We start from the raw sequence: 18,425 nt of genomic DNA on the forward strand, positions 1-18,425 counted from the left end.
AAGATGTATATAGCTCATATCGGCACCCCTTGTATGTGTTTTTGTGGTTATTAACATCTTACAATAGAGTGCCGTTTATGGGCATTTTTTTTATGAAATTTTAAGAGTGTTGCACTTAATATTACAATCCGTCATATAAAAAAACCAAATCATAAAAGTGAGGAGACACTTAGTATATGATTTGGCTTTTACGGGAAATGAATTAATTGTATATAAATAGTAAGGACTAGGAACTAATTATATACTCGAACAAAAATTGTTTTGTTTGTTATTATAAACAACACAAAGGAGATCGCTTCTTAATAATTCAATAATTAAGAAGTTAGGAATCATTATAACAAAGGATAATTTATAAGTAAACAGAAATTTCAGAATTTTTAAAAATTAAAAAAACAGGAGATTAACAATTGAAATTAGCAAGGATAAAAGGCGATTTTTAGTGTATTTAAGGGTTATAGATGTTGTGGTATATGTAATTATTTGCTACTATTCAATTGATTGAATCAAATTCAAGGGGGTCGTGTGGGTGAATAAAACAGTACGTGATTTAATATTAGTCGTTTTCGGGTCATTCATATTTTCAGCGGGCGTTAATACATTTATTATATCTGCTGATTTAGGTGAAGGAGGAGTGACTGGTATAGCCATCGTACTATACTATGCCTTTCATATTTCTCCCGGTATTACTAACTTTGTTTTTAATGCTGTGCTTATCGCAATCGGTTATAAATTCTTAAGTAAAAGAAGTATGTACTTAACCATTGTGGCAACAGTACTTATTTCGATATTCTTAGAATTAACCGTTAGTTGGAAGATTGAAACAGGCAACATTCTGGTCAATGCTGTGTTTGGTGGTGCCTGTGTAGGACTCGGTATCGGTGTAATTGTATTGGCAGGCGGGACAACTGCAGGTACGACAATTCTGGCACGCATTGCAAATAAATATTTAGATGTAAGTACACCGTATGCGTTATTATTCTTTGATCTGATTGTAGTTGCAATATCACTGACTGTTATACCAGTACCTAGTGCGTTAGTAACAGTAATCTCTCTATACATTGGTACAAAAGTAATGGATTACGTTATTGAGGGATTGAACACGAAGAAAGCAATGACTATCATTTCTAGTAAGCCTGATGAAATTGCTAAAGTTATTGACGAACAAGTCGGAAGAGGACTTACCATTTTAAATGGACGTGGTTACTTTTCAAAAGAAGAAAAGGATATTTTATATGTCGTCATAACGAAGACACAAGTTACTAGAGCAAAACGTCTCATTAAGAAAATCGATGAAGATGCGTTTCTCGTAATTCATGATGTGCGTGATGTTTATGGTAATGGTTTCTTAATTGATGAACACTAAAATATTGAAAAATAATGAATGATTACAGCTTCGGCGCTAGGGCAAAAACCTAGAACCGAAGCTTTTTTAATTTACTTAAATATATAGGAATGGCAGTTACATCATTTAAAGCGCAGGAATTTTCGGGAAGTAATACTAGAAAATATTTAATAGTCAATAGATATAAAAAATGATATAATATCCCCTGTGATAATGATTATCATTTACTGGAGGTTAATTGAAAATCTTAGTAAATTGACATAAATATTATGGGAATATTTAGAATGATAAGCTTATAAATATTAGGAAGAAGGGAAATTATGACGCGCTTAAAAGGTGAACAAGTCACTATTGGATATGGAGATCATGTAATTGTTGATAATTTAGATGTCCATATACCTGATGGGAAGATCACTTCAATTATAGGACCAAATGGTTGTGGGAAATCAACATTGCTGAAAGCGTTATCTCGTTTATTGCCAATCAAAAGCGGAGAAATTAAGTTAGATAATGCAGATATACATGCGCAATCTACAAAAGAAATTGCCAAGAAAATTGCGATTTTGCCACAATCTCCAGAAGTGGCAGATGGTCTGACGGTTGGAGAATTAGTGTCATATGGTCGTTTTCCACATCAAAAAGGATTTGGACGACTTTCTGCTGAAGATAAGAAAGAAATCGATTGGGCAATGCGTGTGACAGGTACGTACGATTTCCGTTTGAGATCAATCAATGATTTAAGTGGTGGACAGCGCCAACGCGTATGGATTGCTATGGCACTTGCACAACGTACTGATATTATTTTCTTAGATGAGCCAACGACATATTTGGACATCTCGCACCAATTAGAAATCTTAGAATTGATTACGCAATTGAACAAAGAACAGGGTTGTACCATCATCATGGTATTGCATGACATTAATCAGGCTGTACGTTTTTCTGATCATTTAATAACAATGAAAAATGGCAGTATTGTCGCAGATGGAGACACAGAAGACGTATTAACGAAAGATATACTAGAAAAAGTATTTAACATAGATGTTGAAATTAGTACTGACCCAAGAACTGGAAAACCAATGCTAGTGACATACGATTTATGCAAAAAAAGTTATTCAGAAGTTTAGGGGTAAATTATGACGACAAAGAGAAAAGGGAAGTTAAATTTTACCGTAACCTTTAGTATTGCGTGCGTGTTATTAATCATAGCACTTATGGTGTCGATACTGTATGGTGATGCAAAAATCCATTTGACAACGATTTTTGAAGCGATATTCAATTATAATCCTAAAAATCAGCAACATAATATCATCAGTGAAATACGTATTCCAAGAGATATTGGCGCGATATTGGTTGGGGTTGCACTTGGCACTTCAGGTGCAGTTATTCAAGGTGTAACAAAGAATGGGCTTGCCGACCCAAGTCTTATTGGTTTAAATTCAGGTGCTGCCTTTATGTTGGCACTTACCTTTGCATTTTATCCAACGGCACCGTTTTTAATAATGATGTTTGCAGGCTTCATAGGGGCTTTAATGGGTGGTTTTATTGTACTCATGATTGGCCGTTCAAGAAGTGATGGATTTAATCCTATGCGCATCATACTCGCAGGTGCTGCTGTTAGTGCCTTATTAACTGCACTGAGTCAAGGCGTTGCGTTACTCTTTAGATTAAATCAAAATTTAACATTTTGGAGTGCTGGCGGCGTTTCAGGAACTACTTGGAATCAATTGATGTGGGCGGCACCGTTTATTTTAGTATCACTGGTAATTATCGTGTCGATGAGCAAGCAATTAACAATATTAAATTTAGGCGAAACTTTGGCCAAAGGGTTAGGCCAGAATGTGGCATTTACAAGAGCCATTACATTAATATTATCTATGATACTCGCAGGTATTGCCGTTGCCATGGTAGGCCAAATTGCGTTTGTAGGACTTATGGTACCGCATATTGTGAGGTACTTAGTAGGTACTGACTATGCACGTGTCATTCCATTAACAGCTGTTGTTGGTGGCCTGCTATTACTTGTTGCAGATACAGTTGCACGAATGCTTGGAGAGGCTCCGGTTGGCGCAATTATCTCTTTTATTGGTGTACCTTACTTCTTATACTTAGTTAAAAGAGGAGGACGCTTCTCATGATTGATCCAAGATTAAAACGTAAACAAAGGTACGCAATGATAATTCTAACTATTTGTGTGTTACTCGCGTGTGCATGGAGTATGACTTCTGGTGAATACAAGATGACAATGGGGGCTTTCTTTAAAACATTAATTGGTCAAGGTGAGTATACGGATACTTTGATATTAATGGAGTTTAGATTACCACGTATGGTGATTACCATATTAGCAGGTGCTGCTTTAGCTATGAGTGGTGCGATTATTCAAAGTGTTACAAGAAACCCGTTAGCAGAACCAGGTATACTTGGTATCAATGCAGGTAGTGGCTTTGTCATTTCACTTTTTATTGTTGTAGGTCAAGTCGATGCAGACAACTTTATCTATGTATTGCCTATTATTAGCATGATAGGTGGTGTGTTAACAGCACTGATTATTTTCTCCTTTAGTTATAACAAAGGTGAAGGCATCACACCTGCAAGTATGGTGCTTGTAGGTGTAGGTATGGCTTCGGCACTTAGTGGTGGCTCTCTCACGTTAATGTCGACATTTAACGAAGATCAATCGGAATTTATTGCTTCGTGGCTTGCCGGTAATATATGGGGAGACGAGTGGGCATTTGTGATTGCGTTCCTACCATGGGTGATTATCCTCATTCCATATCTGTTATTAAAAGCCAATGTCTTAAATTTATTAAATACGCATCAACACATTGCACAAGGGGTCGGCGTCAAAATAGGCCGAGAGCGCATTGTGTTGTTATTGGTTGCAGTATTGTTATCATCAGCTGCAGTTTCTGTAGCCGGTGCCATTGGCTTTATTGGTTTATTGGGGCCGCATATTGCTAAGTCAATTGTTGGACCAAGACACCAATTATTTTTACCAATTGCAGTGTTGATTGGTGCATTTTTACTTGTACTGGCAGATACAGTTGGCCAAGTAATATTACAGCCTTCGGGTATTCCAGCAGGTATTGTCGTAGCAATAATTGGTGCACCATACTTCTTATATTTAATGTATAAAACGAAATCAGTCTAATAGCATTTAATTGAAAACGAGTATTTGTCAGCATACTGGCAGGTATTCGTTTTTTAATTTCAAAAAAATAAAAATCCAATTTAATATGTTAGCGTTTACATTTGTGTGTGGGGTATACTATACATGAAATGGAAAATTGAGGAGGCCATCGTGATGAAGAAATTAATTAAAGACAATACACATTTTCTAAAAGATATGTTAGATGGATTATCAAAAACAAATGAACAAATTAAAATTATTTCGGATACAGTCGTTGTAAGAGCAGATAAAAAACAACAGGGTGTTGCGATTGTTTCAGGTGGTGGTAGTGGTCATGAACCGGCACACGCTGGATATGTAGCACAAGGCATGTTAGATGCTGCTGTCTGTGGAGAAGTATTTACTTCACCTACGCCTGATAAAATACTGAATGCAATTAAAGCCGTTGATAATGGTGATGGTGTACTATTAGTAGTTAAAAACTATGCTGGTGATGTGATGAATTTTGAAATGGCTCAGGAAATGGCTGAAATGGAAGACATTCAAGTTAAAACAGTTATAGTAAAAGATGACATTGCTGTTAGTGATGTGGATAAGCGCAGAGGTGTTGCAGGAACAGTACTTGTCCATAAGTATGCTGGTTATTTAGCCGATCAAGGTACATCATTACAAGATATAAAATCACAAGTTGAGGCTATATTACCAAACATTAAAACGATTGGTATGGCTATGACCGCGCCAATGGTACCAACTACGGGACAATATGGATTTGATATTGATGCAGATGAAATGGAAATTGGTGTAGGTATTCATGGTGAAAAAGGTTTAGCTCGAGAAAAAGTTGAAACTGTAGATCACATAGTTGAGCGCTTACTAAATGAATTACTCAATGAGGTAACTGATGAGCGTCTTATCGTAATGGTCAATGGTATGGGCGCGACACCGTTGTCCGAACTAAATATAGTTGCAAAATATGTTGCTGAAGCATTAGAATCTCAAAATAAAACGGTTGCAAAATGGTTTGTCGGTGATTATATGACTGCATTAGATATGCAAGGTTTTTCACTAACGCTTGTTCCAGAATCTGAAGCGTTATTAAAAGCGTTAACAGCTTCCACAGCAAGTCCATATTTTAATTAAAATGAAGTGATTAATATATAAAGGAGCAATAATAAAATGAATGTAACTGAACTTAAACAACGCTTATTAAATTTAGTAGATGTATTCGAAGAAAAAGAAAGTTTATTAACTGAATTAGATAGAGCAATTGGTGATGGCGACCATGGTGTCAATATGGTTAGAGGTTTTAAAGCACTACCTGATAATATCGATGACAGCTCAATGCAAAGTTTACTAAAATCTACAGGCATGACGTTGATGTCTAATATTGGTGGCGCATCTGGACCATTATATGGATTCAGTTTTGTGAAAATGGCTCAGGTAGCTGAAGATGAGATTGATCAAGATAACTTGAAAGTGTTATTAAATACGTTTGCCGAAGCTATTGCACAAAGAGGAAAAGTAGCATTGAACGAAAAAACAATGTATGACGTAGTAGCGCGTGCGAGCGAAGCGGCTAAGCAAGGTGAAACGCTAACTTATGATGTGTTACAGTCTTACGCTGATTTAACAAAAGATATTGAGGCAACTAAAGGCAGAGCATCTTATTTTAAAGCGGATTCCAAAGGACATATTGATCCAGGCGCACAAAGTAGTGTGTATATTTTAAATGCTTTGATTGGAGATGAATAGATATGACACAGATAGTATTAGTCAGTCATAGTAAAGCAATTGCCGAAGGTACAAAGGAATTATTAGAACAAATGGCAAATGGTGTGACAATTGTGGCACAAGGTGGCGTTGACGGTGCGATAGGCACATCTTATGATCACATACAAACGTTGATTAATGAATTAGATGACGACGCGTTATGCTTTTATGACATTGGTTCAGCGGAAATGAATTTAGATTTAGCAATTGAAATGTATGAAGGTACACAACGTGTAGTAAAAGTGGATGCACCTATTGTGGAAGGTAGCTTCACCGCGGCAGTGAAGTTATCTGTAGGTGCTTCTATCGATGATACGCTTGATGAACTCACACAGAATTTTGGCTAAAAGGTTCCTCTATATGCGCGGTCGAAAAATTTGTGGGGCAATGAAACGCTTTAAGAAAAATAAATAGGATTATATAGATGAAGGAAAGAATTATGCCTGTGTTTTAAATCAGCTATAGCATTCTCTCTAATTAAAATGCGCTTACCTGATACAATGTTAATTCAATTTAGGTATGATACATCATTAAATTGACAAAAAAATACTTTTTTAAATGAATATATCGGTAAATTATGGTAGAATAAAAGCTAACTGTAATAGAAATCTGGATATTTAGGAGGACATTGCCATGAAAGATTTGATACAAAAGCATGTCTTAAACGGCGAATTCGACTCAGTCAAACGACTAATGTCCCAATCGGATTTTATGGAATTTGAAGAGGCATATATTTCAAGTGCACATGAAGTGGAAAGTATCATGTTTTACACATGTATATTAGATATGATGAAAGTAGAAGAAACGGCAGAAATGCATGATTTAGCTTTCCTATTATTAGTTTATCCACTTAGTGAACTGAAGGGCGCTTTAGATTCTGCATATTATCATGCAGATTCATCCATAAAACTTACTGAGGGCAAAGAAGTAAAAAGCTTATTACAAATGTTGTTACTACATGCGGTTCCCGAACCAGTCATTTCTGATAAAAAAGCTTTAGATGTTTCTCGTCAAATACTTAAATTAGATCCTTCTAATAGTGTTGCGCGTAATGTACTTAAAGAAACTGCTAAACGTATGGATAATGTTGTAGTCGATTTCAACGAATTGAATCGTTTTAAAAATGCACATTAAAAATATGCAATAATTTTAGTACTGAAATATGAATATTAGATTTTGACGTATTTAATAACGTGAACGATAAAATTAAGAACTAAATTAGACACATCATGTATGTGGCTGCTTTAGTTCTTTTTTGTTTCACAAACGACCAGAAGGGTAAATAATCTAAGAATTAAATAAAAAAATGGATGAAATTTAAAACTTTATTAAAACTTTGTATAATTGTATAAATTTACAAAAATCCATTAAAATTTAGTTTTAAAATAAGAGTTTGATAACTAACTTGATTATATTTAAAACACTAAATGTATTTTTAATAATATTAAAGTAATTACAAGATTGTGTTAATTATAATCTATAGTGTAAAATTTTATATTGTGCAGTTGCAAAATATATTCAGTAAGTTATAATAACTCAATGTGTTAACTATGAGGAGGTTAAAATCACATGGGGTTGAATAAAGAAGCTGTAAAAATTGGTTTCGCTTATGTTGGTATCGTAGTAGGTGCCGGCTTTTCAACAGGACAGGAAGTTATGCAATTCTTCTCACCATTTGGCCTTTGGTCATATATTGGTGTGATACTTTCAGGTCTGATTTTAGGTTTTATAGGTAGACAAGTAGCAAAAATTGGTACTGCATTTGATGCACAAAACCATGAATCTACTTTAGACTATTTATTCGGAGATAAGTTTAGTAAATTTGTAGACTATTTATTAATATTTTTCTTATTTGGTATCTCGGTCACAATGATCGCAGGTGCTGGGTCAACGTTCCAAGAAAGTTTTGGCGTACCAACTTGGTTAGGTGCACTAATTATGGTTATTGCAATCTATATCACATTATTGATGGATTTCAATAAAATTGTACGTGCATTAGGTGTAGTTACACCGTTCTTGATTGTTTTGGTAGTTATTATTGCAATTTATTACTTATTCAATGGAAGCATTTCTATTGGCCAAGTAAATGAAAAAGTACCAGATGCAAGTATCGTGAAAGGTATCTTATATGGTATCAATTACGGTGGTCTCGCATTTGCTGTTGGATTTAGTACGATTGTTGCAATTGGTGGAGACGCTTCGAGACGTAGAGTTTCAGGCGCAGGTGCATTATTTGGTGGTATTGTTTATACAATCTTATTAGCACTTATCAACTTTGCATTACAATCAGAATTCACAAAAATCCAAGATGCATCAATTCCGATGTTAACGTTAGCTAATGATATCCATCCATGGATTGGCTTGGTATTATCAATTATTATGTTAGCGGTAATGTATAATACAATTCTTGGACTTATGTATTCATTTGCAGCAAGATTTACAGAACCATATAGCAAAAAATATCACATTTTTATCGTTGTTATGGTCATTGTTGCATTCGCATTAAGTTTTGTAGGTTTCGCTGGACTTATCAACTTCTTATATCCAATTATGGGTGTTGTAGGTTTAGTAGTTGTAATCGGCGTACTTGTGAAATACTACAGCAGAAAACGTCAAAACAAGAAATTTATTGCGTAAGTAAAATTAGAATGAGCATAGTGCGACACGATACAAAGATACATTGTTGCACTGTATAAGTAAAAGGGCTAATCCATATTGAATGGGTTAGCCTTTTTGTTATAAATTTTTCAAATTTAAAGAAAATGGAATTAGACTACAGCGACATAATTAAATATGGTACAATGCTTCCGAAAGGGAAGGTAGTGCATGAAGAAAAAATATAAATGGACGATGATTACAGTGATTGTATTTATTATCGTAGCTTTAGTAACAGCTTTGTTGTTAAAACTGCAGTATGATCGTCAACACTCACAAGAAATTAAAGAAAAAGTACAAATTAATAATAAAAATGTGAATGCATTTACAAATATAACATATGGTAAAGGTTATCCTAATAGTAGATTAGATATATTAACACCAACAGAACTAGAAAAAGACAACAAACTACCTGTAATATTTTGGATGCATGGCGGTGGATTTATCGCTGGTGATAAGCAATATAAAAATCCATTGCTTGCTAAAATTGCAGAACAAGGATATATCGTAGTAAATATAAACTATGCCTTAGCACCAGATTATAAATATCCATCGCAATTACAACAAATCGATCAGGCGGTAAAGTTTATAAAAAGAAACAAGCATGAACTGCCTATAGACTTTGATCAAGTTATCTTTGGCGGAGATTCTGCAGGTGCTCAGTTATCTAGCCAATATACGGCTATTCAAACGAATCAAACATTAAGAGATGATATGAAATTTGAACAACGATTTGACTCCGATCAAATAAAGGCGGCAATCTTTTTTGGTGGCTTTTATGATATGAAAACGGTGAAGGCAACAGAATTTCCAAGAATTCAATTATTTATGGAAAGCTATACTGGTAAGCGAGATTGGGAACAACAGTTTAAATATATTAGTGAAATGTCGACAATTAACCAAATCACTAAAGACTATCCACCAACATTTTTATCTGTAGGAGATGCGGATCCATTCTATAGTCAAAATATCGAATTTTATAAAAAACTGAAATCAAAGGATGTTCCAGTAGATAAGTTATTTTATGACGGTACGCATAATTTGAGACATCAATATCAGTTCCATCTCAATTTACCAGAATCACGACAAAACATGAAAGACGTATTGCGTTTTCTAAGTAGAAATACGAGTTCATCAGGTGTTGAAGCTGAGTTGAATGAAGAAACATCAACTTCAAATCCAAATGGTGTGGAATTAAACCCATATTAACGTATAAAAAAATGAAAGCGCCAAATGACATGATTGTCATTTGGCGCTTTGTTCATATACAATGAAGATAACAAACATCAATGAATAACACACACAGAAAACGGTGAATTATATTAATAACTTTGCCATTATATATTGGTTGTAATATTTACCTTCAATAAATAATTTATCGCGAAGCTCACCTTCAACTTGGTACCCGGCAGTTTTAAATAAATCGACTGCGGTCTCATTTTCAGGAACAATCAATGCTTCAATACGTCGGATATGATGATTTAAGCACCATGCTTCAATTGAGTTGATTAGGGATTGACCTAATCCCTTTTCTCGATAATGTCGAATGACACCCATTGAAAAGGAAGCTTCATGGCGCGTACGTTCGAAATTTTCAGTTGTAACAATAGCGAAACCAACAAGTTCACCGTTATTTTCAGCAATGTATATGGCGTTGGAAGGCGAAGTGATGTAATGCTCCAAATTTGCAATTGCGTCGTTATTAGAGGGTGCATACTCACCTGGATTGTAGATTAAATAATCAGATTCATCATAAATTGTTGTTAATAATTTAACAAATGGATCTATATCGTTGATGCCAATTTCACGTATTTGATGAACCATATGTGTCCACTCCTTATATCTATTTTGCTAACACTCAGTTATAGTATAACTTAACATCAATATTACCATAATACTAGGAATATATAATTCAATCTAAATAAATGTAAAGGAGCATACTTATGAAGCCTAATATTTTACTTGCTGGCGTCACAGGGTATATAGGAAAGAACCTGATACACTCTATCAAAGATGAAGGTCAGTTATATACTTTGTCTAAGTATCCAAAGGAAAAGGATTTTCAAGAAGTGACATGGTTGAAAAAGGATATTTATAATTACACAGATGTATTAGATGCCATGGAAGGTATGGACATTGCAATTTATTATTTAGATCCTACAAAACATTCAGCGAAGCTTACACAAGCAACAGCACGTGATTTAAACCTGATTGCTGCGGATAATTTTGGTAGAGCAGCTGCAGCGCATCGTATTGGGAAAATCATATATATTAGTGGAAGCCGTTTTGACTTTGAAACGATTCAACGATTAGAAGCATACGGTGTTCCTGTTGAAAAAACAAAAGAAATCGTAACAAGACCACACGTTGCGGTTGAACTTCAAGTGTCGAAATATGATGATGTGCGAAGTGCTTTAAGTATTCAGTTACCAATGAATTGGACCTTAGAACAAATGGTTGAGTATTATTTTCAATGGTTGGATGAAACTAAAGGGACGATGTTGCGTACATATAAAGATGAAGATAATTATGTGATATATATTAAAGATATACATAATCCATTATTAGTATTACACAAAGATTATATCGATCAAGATATGATTGTATTGCATTTAGTTGGAGGGACAGTGGTAAAACCCAATTTGCAGAAGCAAGGGAAGCTAGAGTTTCGAATGCTTAAGGATTCCCAGAAAGTACTAGTTCATCTGTATGATTATATTCCTAAATTAGTTTGGCCAGTGTATTATTTAGTTCAATCACCATTTCAAGGTTTGATGTTGCGTGGCTTTGAAATTGATTGTCGCATTAAACATTTCAATGGTCGCATACAGTCTGGTGAAGATATAAAATATACTAAATAGATAAAAGGTGATTATATGGACATTTTATTAGTAGAAGATGATATGACATTATTTAAAGAATTGAGTGAAGAATTAGAGCTTTGGGATTTTAATGTCAATGGTATTGATGATTTTAGCGATATTATGGCGAAATTTGAGACGGTAAAGCCTGCTATTGTTATTATGGATGTTAAATTACCCAAGTATGATGGCTTTTATTGGACACGGAAAATAAGAGAAGTATCAAATACCCCAATCCTGTTCTTATCATCAAGGGATAATCCAATGGATCAAGTCATGAGTATGGAATTAGGAGCAGATGACTATGTTCAAAAACCATTTAACACGAGCGTGTTAATTGCGAAATTGCAAGCAATTTATAGACGTGTGTATCAGTTTAGTTTAGATGAAAAACGTGTGTTGTCATGGCAAGATGCTGTTCTAGATTTGACTAAAGATAGTATAAGTAAAGATGACCACCAAATCTTTTTATCGAAGACGGAAATGATTATTTTAGAAATGTTAGTGAAAAAGCAAGGACAAATTGTGACGCGTGATACCTTAATTACAGCATTATGGGATGATGAAGCTTTTGTAAGTGACAATACGCTTACGGTTAATGTCAATCGTTTGCGAAAAAAATTGGCGGATATTGATATGAATGATGCAATAGAAACGAAGATTGGTAAAGGTTATATGGCGCATGGCTAATTTAAAATGGCTACTTATCTTTTTAAGGTCACGTATCTATTGGATTTTATGGTTAGTATTCTTGCATGGTGTATTTTTAGGTGTGGCATATTTGGATTACGATATAAGTGTATATAGTATTTTTTATATTATAGTATTGAATTTAGGCATTTCTGTACTATTTTTACTATTTACATATATCAAGGAGATTAAGTTCTTTAAGCACCTTGATGAAAATGTCGAACCTGAAGCCTTGAAGCATAAATCACTTGCAGATACGCCGTTACAACAGGAAATGGTTGATTATTTATATAGTCAAATTACAAATCAAAAGTCATTAGTGACGCAACAAAAACAACAAATTCAATCTACAGAAGCATCGCTAACTGATTTTGTACATGATATCAAAACACCAGTGACAGCAATGAAATTATTGATTGAAAAAGAACAAGACCCAGAACGAAAAAACGCATTATTGTACGAGTGGTCACGTATTAATGATATGTTAGATCGACAGTTGTTCTTGACGCGTTTAACTTCGCAAAATAAAGACATGTATTTTGAGAAAGTTGCTTTGAAACGCTTAGTTATAGAAGAAATTCAAATCACAAGATATATCAGTCAATCTAAAGGTATAGGGTATGATTTGGATTTTGAAGATGATTTCATGATATATACAGATACGAAATGGTGCCGTATGATGATTAGGCAAATATTGTCCAATTCTGTGAAATATAGTGAAGATAGCACTATTCATATTCATGCTTATGTAGCACAAGGTCACGTCGTACTAGAAATGAAGGATGAGGGCAGAGGTATTAGTAAAAAAGATTTACCGAGAATCTTTGAAAAAGGGTTTACTTCGACGATTTATCGTCACAGTACAGCTTCATCAGGCATTGGCTTGTATTTGGTTAATCACGTTAAAGATAAACTTGGTATTGCTGTAAACGTTACTTCAGAGGTTGGTATTGGAACAACTTTTAAATTTACATTTCCTAATCAAAATGATATCGTTTCAAAACTTTCTGAAAATATTTCATAAATTGTCTTATGATTAAGGACTGTCGACATTTATTTGTCGGCAGTTTTTGTATTGTAAAAAAACTATGTTGAAGAAGTTGGAATTTTACAGTTTAAGCAAGTAATAGTTGAATACCGGTCACAAATGTGCAATCATATCTTATGTAAATTTAATTTGGAAATAACATTAAATTTTATATTTTGTGAATGTAGCGGTATGAATGATTAAATTTAAATAATTAGAGTGAGTTTTTAACATAAAATTAAGAAATGAATTGTTAAGAATTTGTAAATTTAATTGTGAGAATGTAAATTTTGTGATATTTTCAAATAAGGATAAATCAACATTTGTAAGATTTTTAAACCAATATTAGCAAATACTCATTGCGATACATATCATCGCTAACAATTAGGCCTTGAAACAGTGAGTTATTGTAAATCTTGCCAATCTTAATTTGTCTTAAATTTTAAAATTTTTTTAAATTTATTGAAAGTGATTCATGACAATCACTGTAAATGGAGGATTTTTTGGATGTTTAACAAGAAAAAAGATAAGTTCATGGTGAAACTTGAAGAAATGGTGTTCAACTTAGATAGAGCGGCCATTGAATTTGGTAAAATGGATTTCAACACACATTTAGACCTTAAAGCCTATTCGGATAATATTAAGACCTACGAATCTCACGGCGATGAATTAATGCACCAAGTTATTTCTGATTTAAACCAAACTTTTATTACACCAATTGAACGTGAGGATATCCTCTCTTTGTGTAACGCAATTGATGATGTGTTAGACGCAATTGAAGAAACAGCAGCAATGTTTGAAATGTATTCTATTGAATATACTGATGAATACATGGCAGAATTTGCTGATAATATCCAAAAAGCTATTGCAGAAATGAAATTAGCTGTTGGCTTACTTGTAGATAAAAAATTATCACATATGCGTATCCATTCTATTAATATTAAAGAATTTGAAACAAATTGTGATGGTATTTTACGACAGTCAATCAAACACATTTTTAATAGTGAAACAGATCCAATTACATTAATTAAGATAAAAGAGATTTACGAAAGCATGGAAGAAATTGCAGATAAATGTCAAGCTGTTGCGAATAACTTTGAAACTATAATCATGAAAAATAGCTAAGGAGTCCTAACTTATGGAATATATTTTGATCATCACAGTAGCTATCGTTATTTTTTCACTTGTATTTGACTTTATTAATGGATTCCATGATACAGCCAATGCAGTTGCTACTGCTGTTTCAACTCGTGCCTTAACTCCTAGAACTGCTATACTATTAGCGTCAGTAATGAACTTTATTGGAGCATTAACTTTTACAGGGGTTGCAGGTACTATCACGAAAGATATTGTTGACCCATTTAAATTACAAAATGGACTCGTTGTCGTATTAGCAGCGATTATCGCTGCGATTTTATGGAATTTAATCACATGGTATTATGGTATACCAAGTTCGTCATCACATGCCTTGATTGGTTCCATCGCTGGTGCAGCGATTGCTTCACAAGGGTCATTTGCAGTTTTACATTATGAGGGATTCACAAAAATAATTATCGTATTATTAGTGTCTCCTATGATTGCATTTTGTGTTGGTTTTATAATGTATTCAATCGTTAAAGTATTATTTAAAAATGCGAATCTGACTAAATCTAATCGTAACTTCAGATTCTTTCAAATTTTCACAGCAGCGTTACAATCATTTTCACATGGTACAAACGACGCTCAAAAATCAATGGGTATCATTACACTAGCTTTAATTGTTGCTAACATCCAAACAGGTACAAGCGTTGAGCCGCAAATGTGGGTTAAAGTAGCATGTGCTACAGCAATGGGGTTAGGTACAGCTGTTGGTGGTTGGAAAATCATTAAAGCAGTTGGTGGTAATATTATGAAAATTCGCCCAGCGAATGGTGCAGCAGCAGACTTATCATCTGCCTTAACAATATTTGTGGCATCGTCATTACATTTCCCATTATCAACAACACACGTTGTATCTTCATCTATATTAGGTGTAGGTTCAGCTAACCGTATTAAAGGTGTTAAATGGAATACAGCACAACGCATGATTATTACATGGGTAATAACACTACCAATTTCAGCAGTTGTTGCTGCAATTATTTATTACATCATTAACGTGTTCTTATAATACGTTTGAAAATACTTGTGAGCATTACATTGTTATATATAGAAGAGTGAGATGGTGAAACCAATTATGGTGGCATCATCTCACTTCTTTATTTTGTACTAAATAAAGTACGATAGTTTAATGTATTGAAGACCACTAAGTAACAACATTGCATGACATATATTTTTACATATGTTAAGGTGTATGAAAGTTCCATTTGATAAACATTTTTATAAGAGAATTAATATGGGGGGGAGCAAGTAGTATGAAATATTATTATTACGCAATATTAGAACCAGAGAAGCACTACTATAATGTTACTTTTCCAGATTTACCAGGAGTTAATACTTTTGGAGAGGGCATTGAAGAAGCGTTGGATATGGCTAGTGATGCATTGGGAGGTCATTTATTAGTATGTGAGAATGATAATGATACCTTGCCAGAACCATCAACTTTCGATGATTTAGTAAGTCATTTGGAAGTTAAACAGCAATTACAGTTAATTATGGTTGATACTAAGATTATTCGGGCTAGAGAAGAGAATAAAACGGTTAATAAAATGGTGACATTACCTAAATATATGGTAGAAATTGGGAAATACAAAGGGGTAAACTTTAGCCAAACATTGCAACGTGCTTTAAAAGAAGAACTGAATTTATAAACAGCTTAAAAAAATACAGCGTGCAACAACATTATGACAATAAAAAAACAGAGACAATGAATGTCTCTGTTTTTAATATAATATCACTTATTAGTGAATATAGTTGTAGCTTGAAGCTTGTGAAGCTGGAATTGTACGGTAATCTACTGTACCTGGTGGTGTATTATAGTTCATTTCAGAAATTAGAATACTACCATCTGGATTAACTCTTTCAACGTAAGCTACATGTCCAACAGGTCCTTCATAGTTTTGCATGATAGAACCAGCTTTTGGAGCGTTGTCTACTGTGTAACCATCTGAAGCAGCATTGTTTGCCCAGTGATCCGCATTCCACCAGTAAGTACTGATAGGTTGACCAGTTTCTGCTCTACGGTTAAATACGTGCCAAGTACATTGTCCCCAGTCATATAGGTTAGCATCACTTGCTGATGAGTTACCTGTATTTGTTTGAGGTGTTTCTGTAGCTGTGCCACCAGAACCATCTGTGCCAGTTGTACCTGGGATTGTTAATGTTTGGTTAGGGTGGATTAAGTATCCATTTAAATTATTAGCTGACATGATTTCTTCTGCTGAAACACCATATTGATTTGCAATGATGTTTAAAGATTCACCTGCTTGAACAGTGTGTGTAGAGCCGCCTGAAGCATTGTTTGATGATGAACTTTGTCCTTGTGAACTATTGCTTCCACCAATTTCAATAACTTGTCCCGGGAATACCATATTGTTATTGATATCATTGCTTTGTTTGATTTCGTCTACTGAAACACCATATTGCTGTGAGATTGTCCATAAAGACTCACCAGATTTAACTGTGTGTTGCGTTGACGCATCGGCTTCGTGATTCGCGATGAATGCTGCTGCTCCAGAAGCTGCTGTAACTGCAAATGCTAATTTTTTCAAAAAGAACTCCTCCTTTAAATCCTATATATCTAACCAATTTATGTATTAAATATATTCGTTAATTTTTTTGATTGCGAATTCACGTTCCATATTATCAAAAAATATTTGCTTTGTGTGCGTTGTTATAGAGTTGTAATATTATTAACATTTCGTAAGGAAATAACTTTTCACCAATGAATACCTGTATGAAGCAGTTTGTAAGTATTGATTATGCTTGGAATTACGCAAATATATTTTAAAATGTAATATTAGTTCTATTGAAAATAACTTACTGAACAATATTTTTGCTAAATAATTTTAATGTACATGTTTGATGTAGAGGGGAAATGTGAACATTGAAGTATGCGACTAACTATTAATAGTAGAAATAGGTAATAGAGTTGATGCAATGAAAAATAGAAATGGCGGTATTCTTGTCAAAAGCAATGAAAACTGAGAGAATTTTGAAATACATTCATTTTAAATCTAGTAACTATCGCAATTAAAATATTTAAAATTTTGAGGATATAGCAATGTCCCAAGTAAGACTTTATAGTAATAAAATGAATTATAGAATTAAGGAGTGTTTATAATGGCTGATTCAGCACAACAAGCTAACAGACAACAACATCAAGTAAAATCCAAGTCATCAAGTGCATATGGTAAGGTTTGGCTCTTTTTTATGTATTATTGGATTATATTTGGTATCGGTTGTTACTTTGGTCAATTTTTACCGATGTCTTGGAGACAACCACTTTCTTTCGTATTACTCGGTTTAGTCTTGATCACTGTGTTCTTTAATAGGGCGCGTAGATATGGCATTGTGATTTCACACATTTATACTATTGTTGTAGGGTTGTTATCATATGCAACATTCACAGCTTATTTACAGAATTTAGGACCAGAGGTATTTTATAAAAATATAGCCCTCGCAATTGCAGCATTTATCGTATTTGGGATTATAGGATTTTTCCTAATCGGTAATGCAGCTAGTATGGGAAAATATTTATTTGTAACTCTAATCGCATTAATTGTAGCAAGTTTGGTCGGTATGTTTATTCACAACCCAATATTTCATACAATTATCACAGTAGTGGGGTTATTACTATTCTTACTTTATACATTGTATGATTTTAACCGAATGAAGCGCGGTCAATTTTCACCACGCGAAATGGGTTTCAATTTGTTTATTAATTTACTGCATATCATAAAATATGTCTTAAGACTTGCAAATAAAGTGAAAAGGTAGTTTACTATTAAATAATTATACAAGTGTTAATACACTCTA

General features: G+C 33.9%; 19 protein-coding genes. 17 read left to right on the plus strand and 2 right to left on the minus strand.

What is annotated here, in order from left to right:
• The first annotated feature begins 526 nt into the window (after positions 1 to 526).
• The 10 genes from ACSULM_RS01570 (at position 527) to ACSULM_RS01615 (ending at position 10,103) form a co-directional block, all read left to right on the plus strand.
• Positions 527 to 1,363 carry a YitT family protein gene (locus tag ACSULM_RS01570; RefSeq protein WP_436860002.1) on the plus strand — a complete coding sequence of 279 codons (837 nt, stop codon included), beginning with the start codon at positions 527 to 529 and terminating at the stop codon, positions 1,361 to 1,363.
• Positions 1,364 to 1,662: 299 nt separating this feature from the next.
• A complete protein-coding gene (locus ACSULM_RS01575; protein WP_436860003.1) occupies positions 1,663 to 2,466 on the plus strand; it encodes an ABC transporter ATP-binding protein in 804 nt (267 codons plus the stop codon).
• A 9-nt stretch (positions 2,467 to 2,475) separates the two neighbouring features.
• Complete coding sequence (locus ACSULM_RS01580) at positions 2,476 to 3,477, plus strand: FecCD family ABC transporter permease (protein WP_436860004.1); 1,002 nt, start codon at positions 2,476 to 2,478, stop codon at positions 3,475 to 3,477.
• Positions 3,474 to 4,490: a FecCD family ABC transporter permease gene (locus ACSULM_RS01585; RefSeq protein WP_436860006.1), complete on the plus strand. Its 1,017-nt coding sequence runs from the start codon at positions 3,474 to 3,476 to the stop codon at positions 4,488 to 4,490. Before ACSULM_RS01580 ends, ACSULM_RS01585 begins: the two co-directional genes overlap by 4 nt.
• 153 nt (positions 4,491 to 4,643) lie before the next feature.
• Positions 4,644 to 5,609, plus strand: coding sequence for a dihydroxyacetone kinase subunit DhaK (gene dhaK / locus ACSULM_RS01590; RefSeq protein WP_436860007.1), 966 nt, complete (start codon positions 4,644 to 4,646; stop codon positions 5,607 to 5,609).
• A 36-nt stretch (positions 5,610 to 5,645) separates the two neighbouring features.
• On the plus strand, positions 5,646 to 6,221 hold the full coding sequence (gene dhaL, locus ACSULM_RS01595) for a dihydroxyacetone kinase subunit DhaL (protein WP_436860008.1): 576 nt from the start codon (positions 5,646 to 5,648) through the stop codon (positions 6,219 to 6,221).
• 2 nt (positions 6,222 to 6,223) lie between these two features.
• A complete protein-coding gene (gene dhaM / locus ACSULM_RS01600; RefSeq protein ID WP_436860010.1) occupies positions 6,224 to 6,586 on the plus strand; it encodes a dihydroxyacetone kinase phosphoryl donor subunit DhaM in 363 nt (120 codons plus the stop codon).
• Positions 6,587 to 6,872: 286 nt separating this feature from the next.
• On the plus strand, positions 6,873 to 7,373 hold the full coding sequence (locus tag ACSULM_RS01605; RefSeq protein WP_436860011.1) for a hypothetical protein: 501 nt from the start codon (positions 6,873 to 6,875) through the stop codon (positions 7,371 to 7,373).
• Positions 7,374 to 7,808: 435 nt separating this feature from the next.
• Positions 7,809 to 8,876, plus strand: coding sequence for a YkvI family membrane protein (locus ACSULM_RS01610; RefSeq protein ID WP_436854997.1), 1,068 nt, complete (start codon positions 7,809 to 7,811; stop codon positions 8,874 to 8,876).
• Positions 8,877 to 9,065: 189 nt separating this feature from the next.
• On the plus strand, positions 9,066 to 10,103 hold the full coding sequence (locus ACSULM_RS01615; RefSeq protein WP_436860012.1) for an alpha/beta hydrolase: 1,038 nt from the start codon (positions 9,066 to 9,068) through the stop codon (positions 10,101 to 10,103).
• A gap of 108 nt (positions 10,104 to 10,211) precedes the next feature.
• Here ACSULM_RS01615 and ACSULM_RS01620 read toward each other — a convergent pair whose 3' ends face one another.
• A complete protein-coding gene (locus tag ACSULM_RS01620; RefSeq protein ID WP_436860013.1) occupies positions 10,212 to 10,718 on the minus strand; it encodes an N-acetyltransferase family protein in 507 nt (168 codons plus the stop codon).
• A 119-nt stretch (positions 10,719 to 10,837) separates the two neighbouring features.
• On the opposite strand from ACSULM_RS01620, the gene ACSULM_RS01625 reads away from it, so the two are divergent.
• The 6 genes from ACSULM_RS01625 (at position 10,838) to ACSULM_RS01650 (ending at position 16,258) form a co-directional block, all read left to right on the plus strand.
• Positions 10,838 to 11,755, plus strand: coding sequence for an NAD-dependent epimerase/dehydratase family protein (locus tag ACSULM_RS01625; RefSeq protein WP_436860016.1), 918 nt, complete (start codon positions 10,838 to 10,840; stop codon positions 11,753 to 11,755).
• Positions 11,756 to 11,770: 15 nt separating this feature from the next.
• Entirely contained in the window at positions 11,771 to 12,445 is a 675-nt protein-coding gene (locus ACSULM_RS01630; RefSeq protein WP_436860018.1) for a response regulator transcription factor, read from the plus strand.
• A complete protein-coding gene (locus tag ACSULM_RS01635) occupies positions 12,438 to 13,469 on the plus strand; it encodes a sensor histidine kinase (protein WP_436860021.1) in 1,032 nt (343 codons plus the stop codon). Before ACSULM_RS01630 ends, ACSULM_RS01635 begins: the two co-directional genes overlap by 8 nt.
• A 510-nt stretch (positions 13,470 to 13,979) precedes the next feature.
• A complete protein-coding gene (locus ACSULM_RS01640) occupies positions 13,980 to 14,597 on the plus strand; it encodes a DUF47 domain-containing protein (protein ID WP_436855005.1) in 618 nt (205 codons plus the stop codon).
• Between the two features lie 13 nt (positions 14,598 to 14,610).
• Entirely contained in the window at positions 14,611 to 15,618 is a 1,008-nt protein-coding gene (locus tag ACSULM_RS01645) for an anion permease (RefSeq protein WP_436860023.1), read from the plus strand.
• A gap of 244 nt (positions 15,619 to 15,862) precedes the next feature.
• Entirely contained in the window at positions 15,863 to 16,258 is a 396-nt protein-coding gene (locus tag ACSULM_RS01650) for a type II toxin-antitoxin system HicB family antitoxin (RefSeq protein WP_436860025.1), read from the plus strand.
• A 90-nt stretch (positions 16,259 to 16,348) separates the two neighbouring features.
• Here the strand turns inward: ACSULM_RS01650 and ACSULM_RS01655 are convergent, their stop codons facing one another.
• Positions 16,349 to 17,158, minus strand: a complete 810-nt coding sequence (locus ACSULM_RS01655; RefSeq protein ID WP_436860028.1) for a LysM peptidoglycan-binding domain-containing protein — start codon at positions 17,156 to 17,158, stop codon at positions 16,349 to 16,351.
• A gap of 571 nt (positions 17,159 to 17,729) precedes the next feature.
• Here ACSULM_RS01655 and ACSULM_RS01660 point away from each other — a divergent pair.
• Positions 17,730 to 18,386, plus strand: a complete 657-nt coding sequence (locus ACSULM_RS01660) for a Bax inhibitor-1/YccA family protein (RefSeq protein ID WP_436860029.1) — start codon at positions 17,730 to 17,732, stop codon at positions 18,384 to 18,386.
• Positions 18,387 to 18,425 lie beyond the last annotated feature (39 nt).

It is taken from the genome of Staphylococcus caeli, from assembly GCF_051413795.1.
GTDB classification, from domain to species: Bacteria; Bacillota; Bacilli; order Staphylococcales; family Staphylococcaceae; genus Staphylococcus; species Staphylococcus caeli_A.

Bases quoted from the DNA above. Each gene is read 5' to 3' on its own strand.
- ACSULM_RS01575 (WP_436860003.1), top strand. From the start codon at position 1,663: ATGACGCGCTTAAAAGGTGAACAAGTCACTATTGGATATGGAGATCAT.
- ACSULM_RS01580 (WP_436860004.1), top strand. From the start codon at position 2,476: ATGACGACAAAGAGAAAAGGGAAGTTAAATTTTACCGTAACCTTTAGT.
- ACSULM_RS01585 (WP_436860006.1), top strand. From the start codon at position 3,474: ATGATTGATCCAAGATTAAAACGTAAACAAAGGTACGCAATGATAATT.
- dhaK (WP_436860007.1), top strand. From the start codon at position 4,644: ATGAAGAAATTAATTAAAGACAATACACATTTTCTAAAAGATATGTTA.
- dhaL (WP_436860008.1), top strand. From the start codon at position 5,646: ATGAATGTAACTGAACTTAAACAACGCTTATTAAATTTAGTAGATGTA.
- dhaM (WP_436860010.1), top strand. From the start codon at position 6,224: ATGACACAGATAGTATTAGTCAGTCATAGTAAAGCAATTGCCGAAGGT.
- ACSULM_RS01605 (WP_436860011.1), top strand. From the start codon at position 6,873: ATGAAAGATTTGATACAAAAGCATGTCTTAAACGGCGAATTCGACTCA.
- ACSULM_RS01610 (WP_436854997.1), top strand. From the start codon at position 7,809: ATGGGGTTGAATAAAGAAGCTGTAAAAATTGGTTTCGCTTATGTTGGT.
- ACSULM_RS01615 (WP_436860012.1), top strand. From the start codon at position 9,066: ATGAAGAAAAAATATAAATGGACGATGATTACAGTGATTGTATTTATT.
- ACSULM_RS01620 (WP_436860013.1), bottom strand. From the start codon at position 10,718: ATGGTTCATCAAATACGTGAAATTGGCATCAACGATATAGATCCATTT.
- ACSULM_RS01625 (WP_436860016.1), top strand. From the start codon at position 10,838: ATGAAGCCTAATATTTTACTTGCTGGCGTCACAGGGTATATAGGAAAG.
- ACSULM_RS01630 (WP_436860018.1), top strand. From the start codon at position 11,771: ATGGACATTTTATTAGTAGAAGATGATATGACATTATTTAAAGAATTG.
- ACSULM_RS01635 (WP_436860021.1), top strand. From the start codon at position 12,438: ATGGCTAATTTAAAATGGCTACTTATCTTTTTAAGGTCACGTATCTAT.
- ACSULM_RS01640 (WP_436855005.1), top strand. From the start codon at position 13,980: ATGTTTAACAAGAAAAAAGATAAGTTCATGGTGAAACTTGAAGAAATG.
- ACSULM_RS01645 (WP_436860023.1), top strand. From the start codon at position 14,611: ATGGAATATATTTTGATCATCACAGTAGCTATCGTTATTTTTTCACTT.
- ACSULM_RS01650 (WP_436860025.1), top strand. From the start codon at position 15,863: ATGAAATATTATTATTACGCAATATTAGAACCAGAGAAGCACTACTAT.
- ACSULM_RS01660 (WP_436860029.1), top strand. From the start codon at position 17,730: ATGGCTGATTCAGCACAACAAGCTAACAGACAACAACATCAAGTAAAA.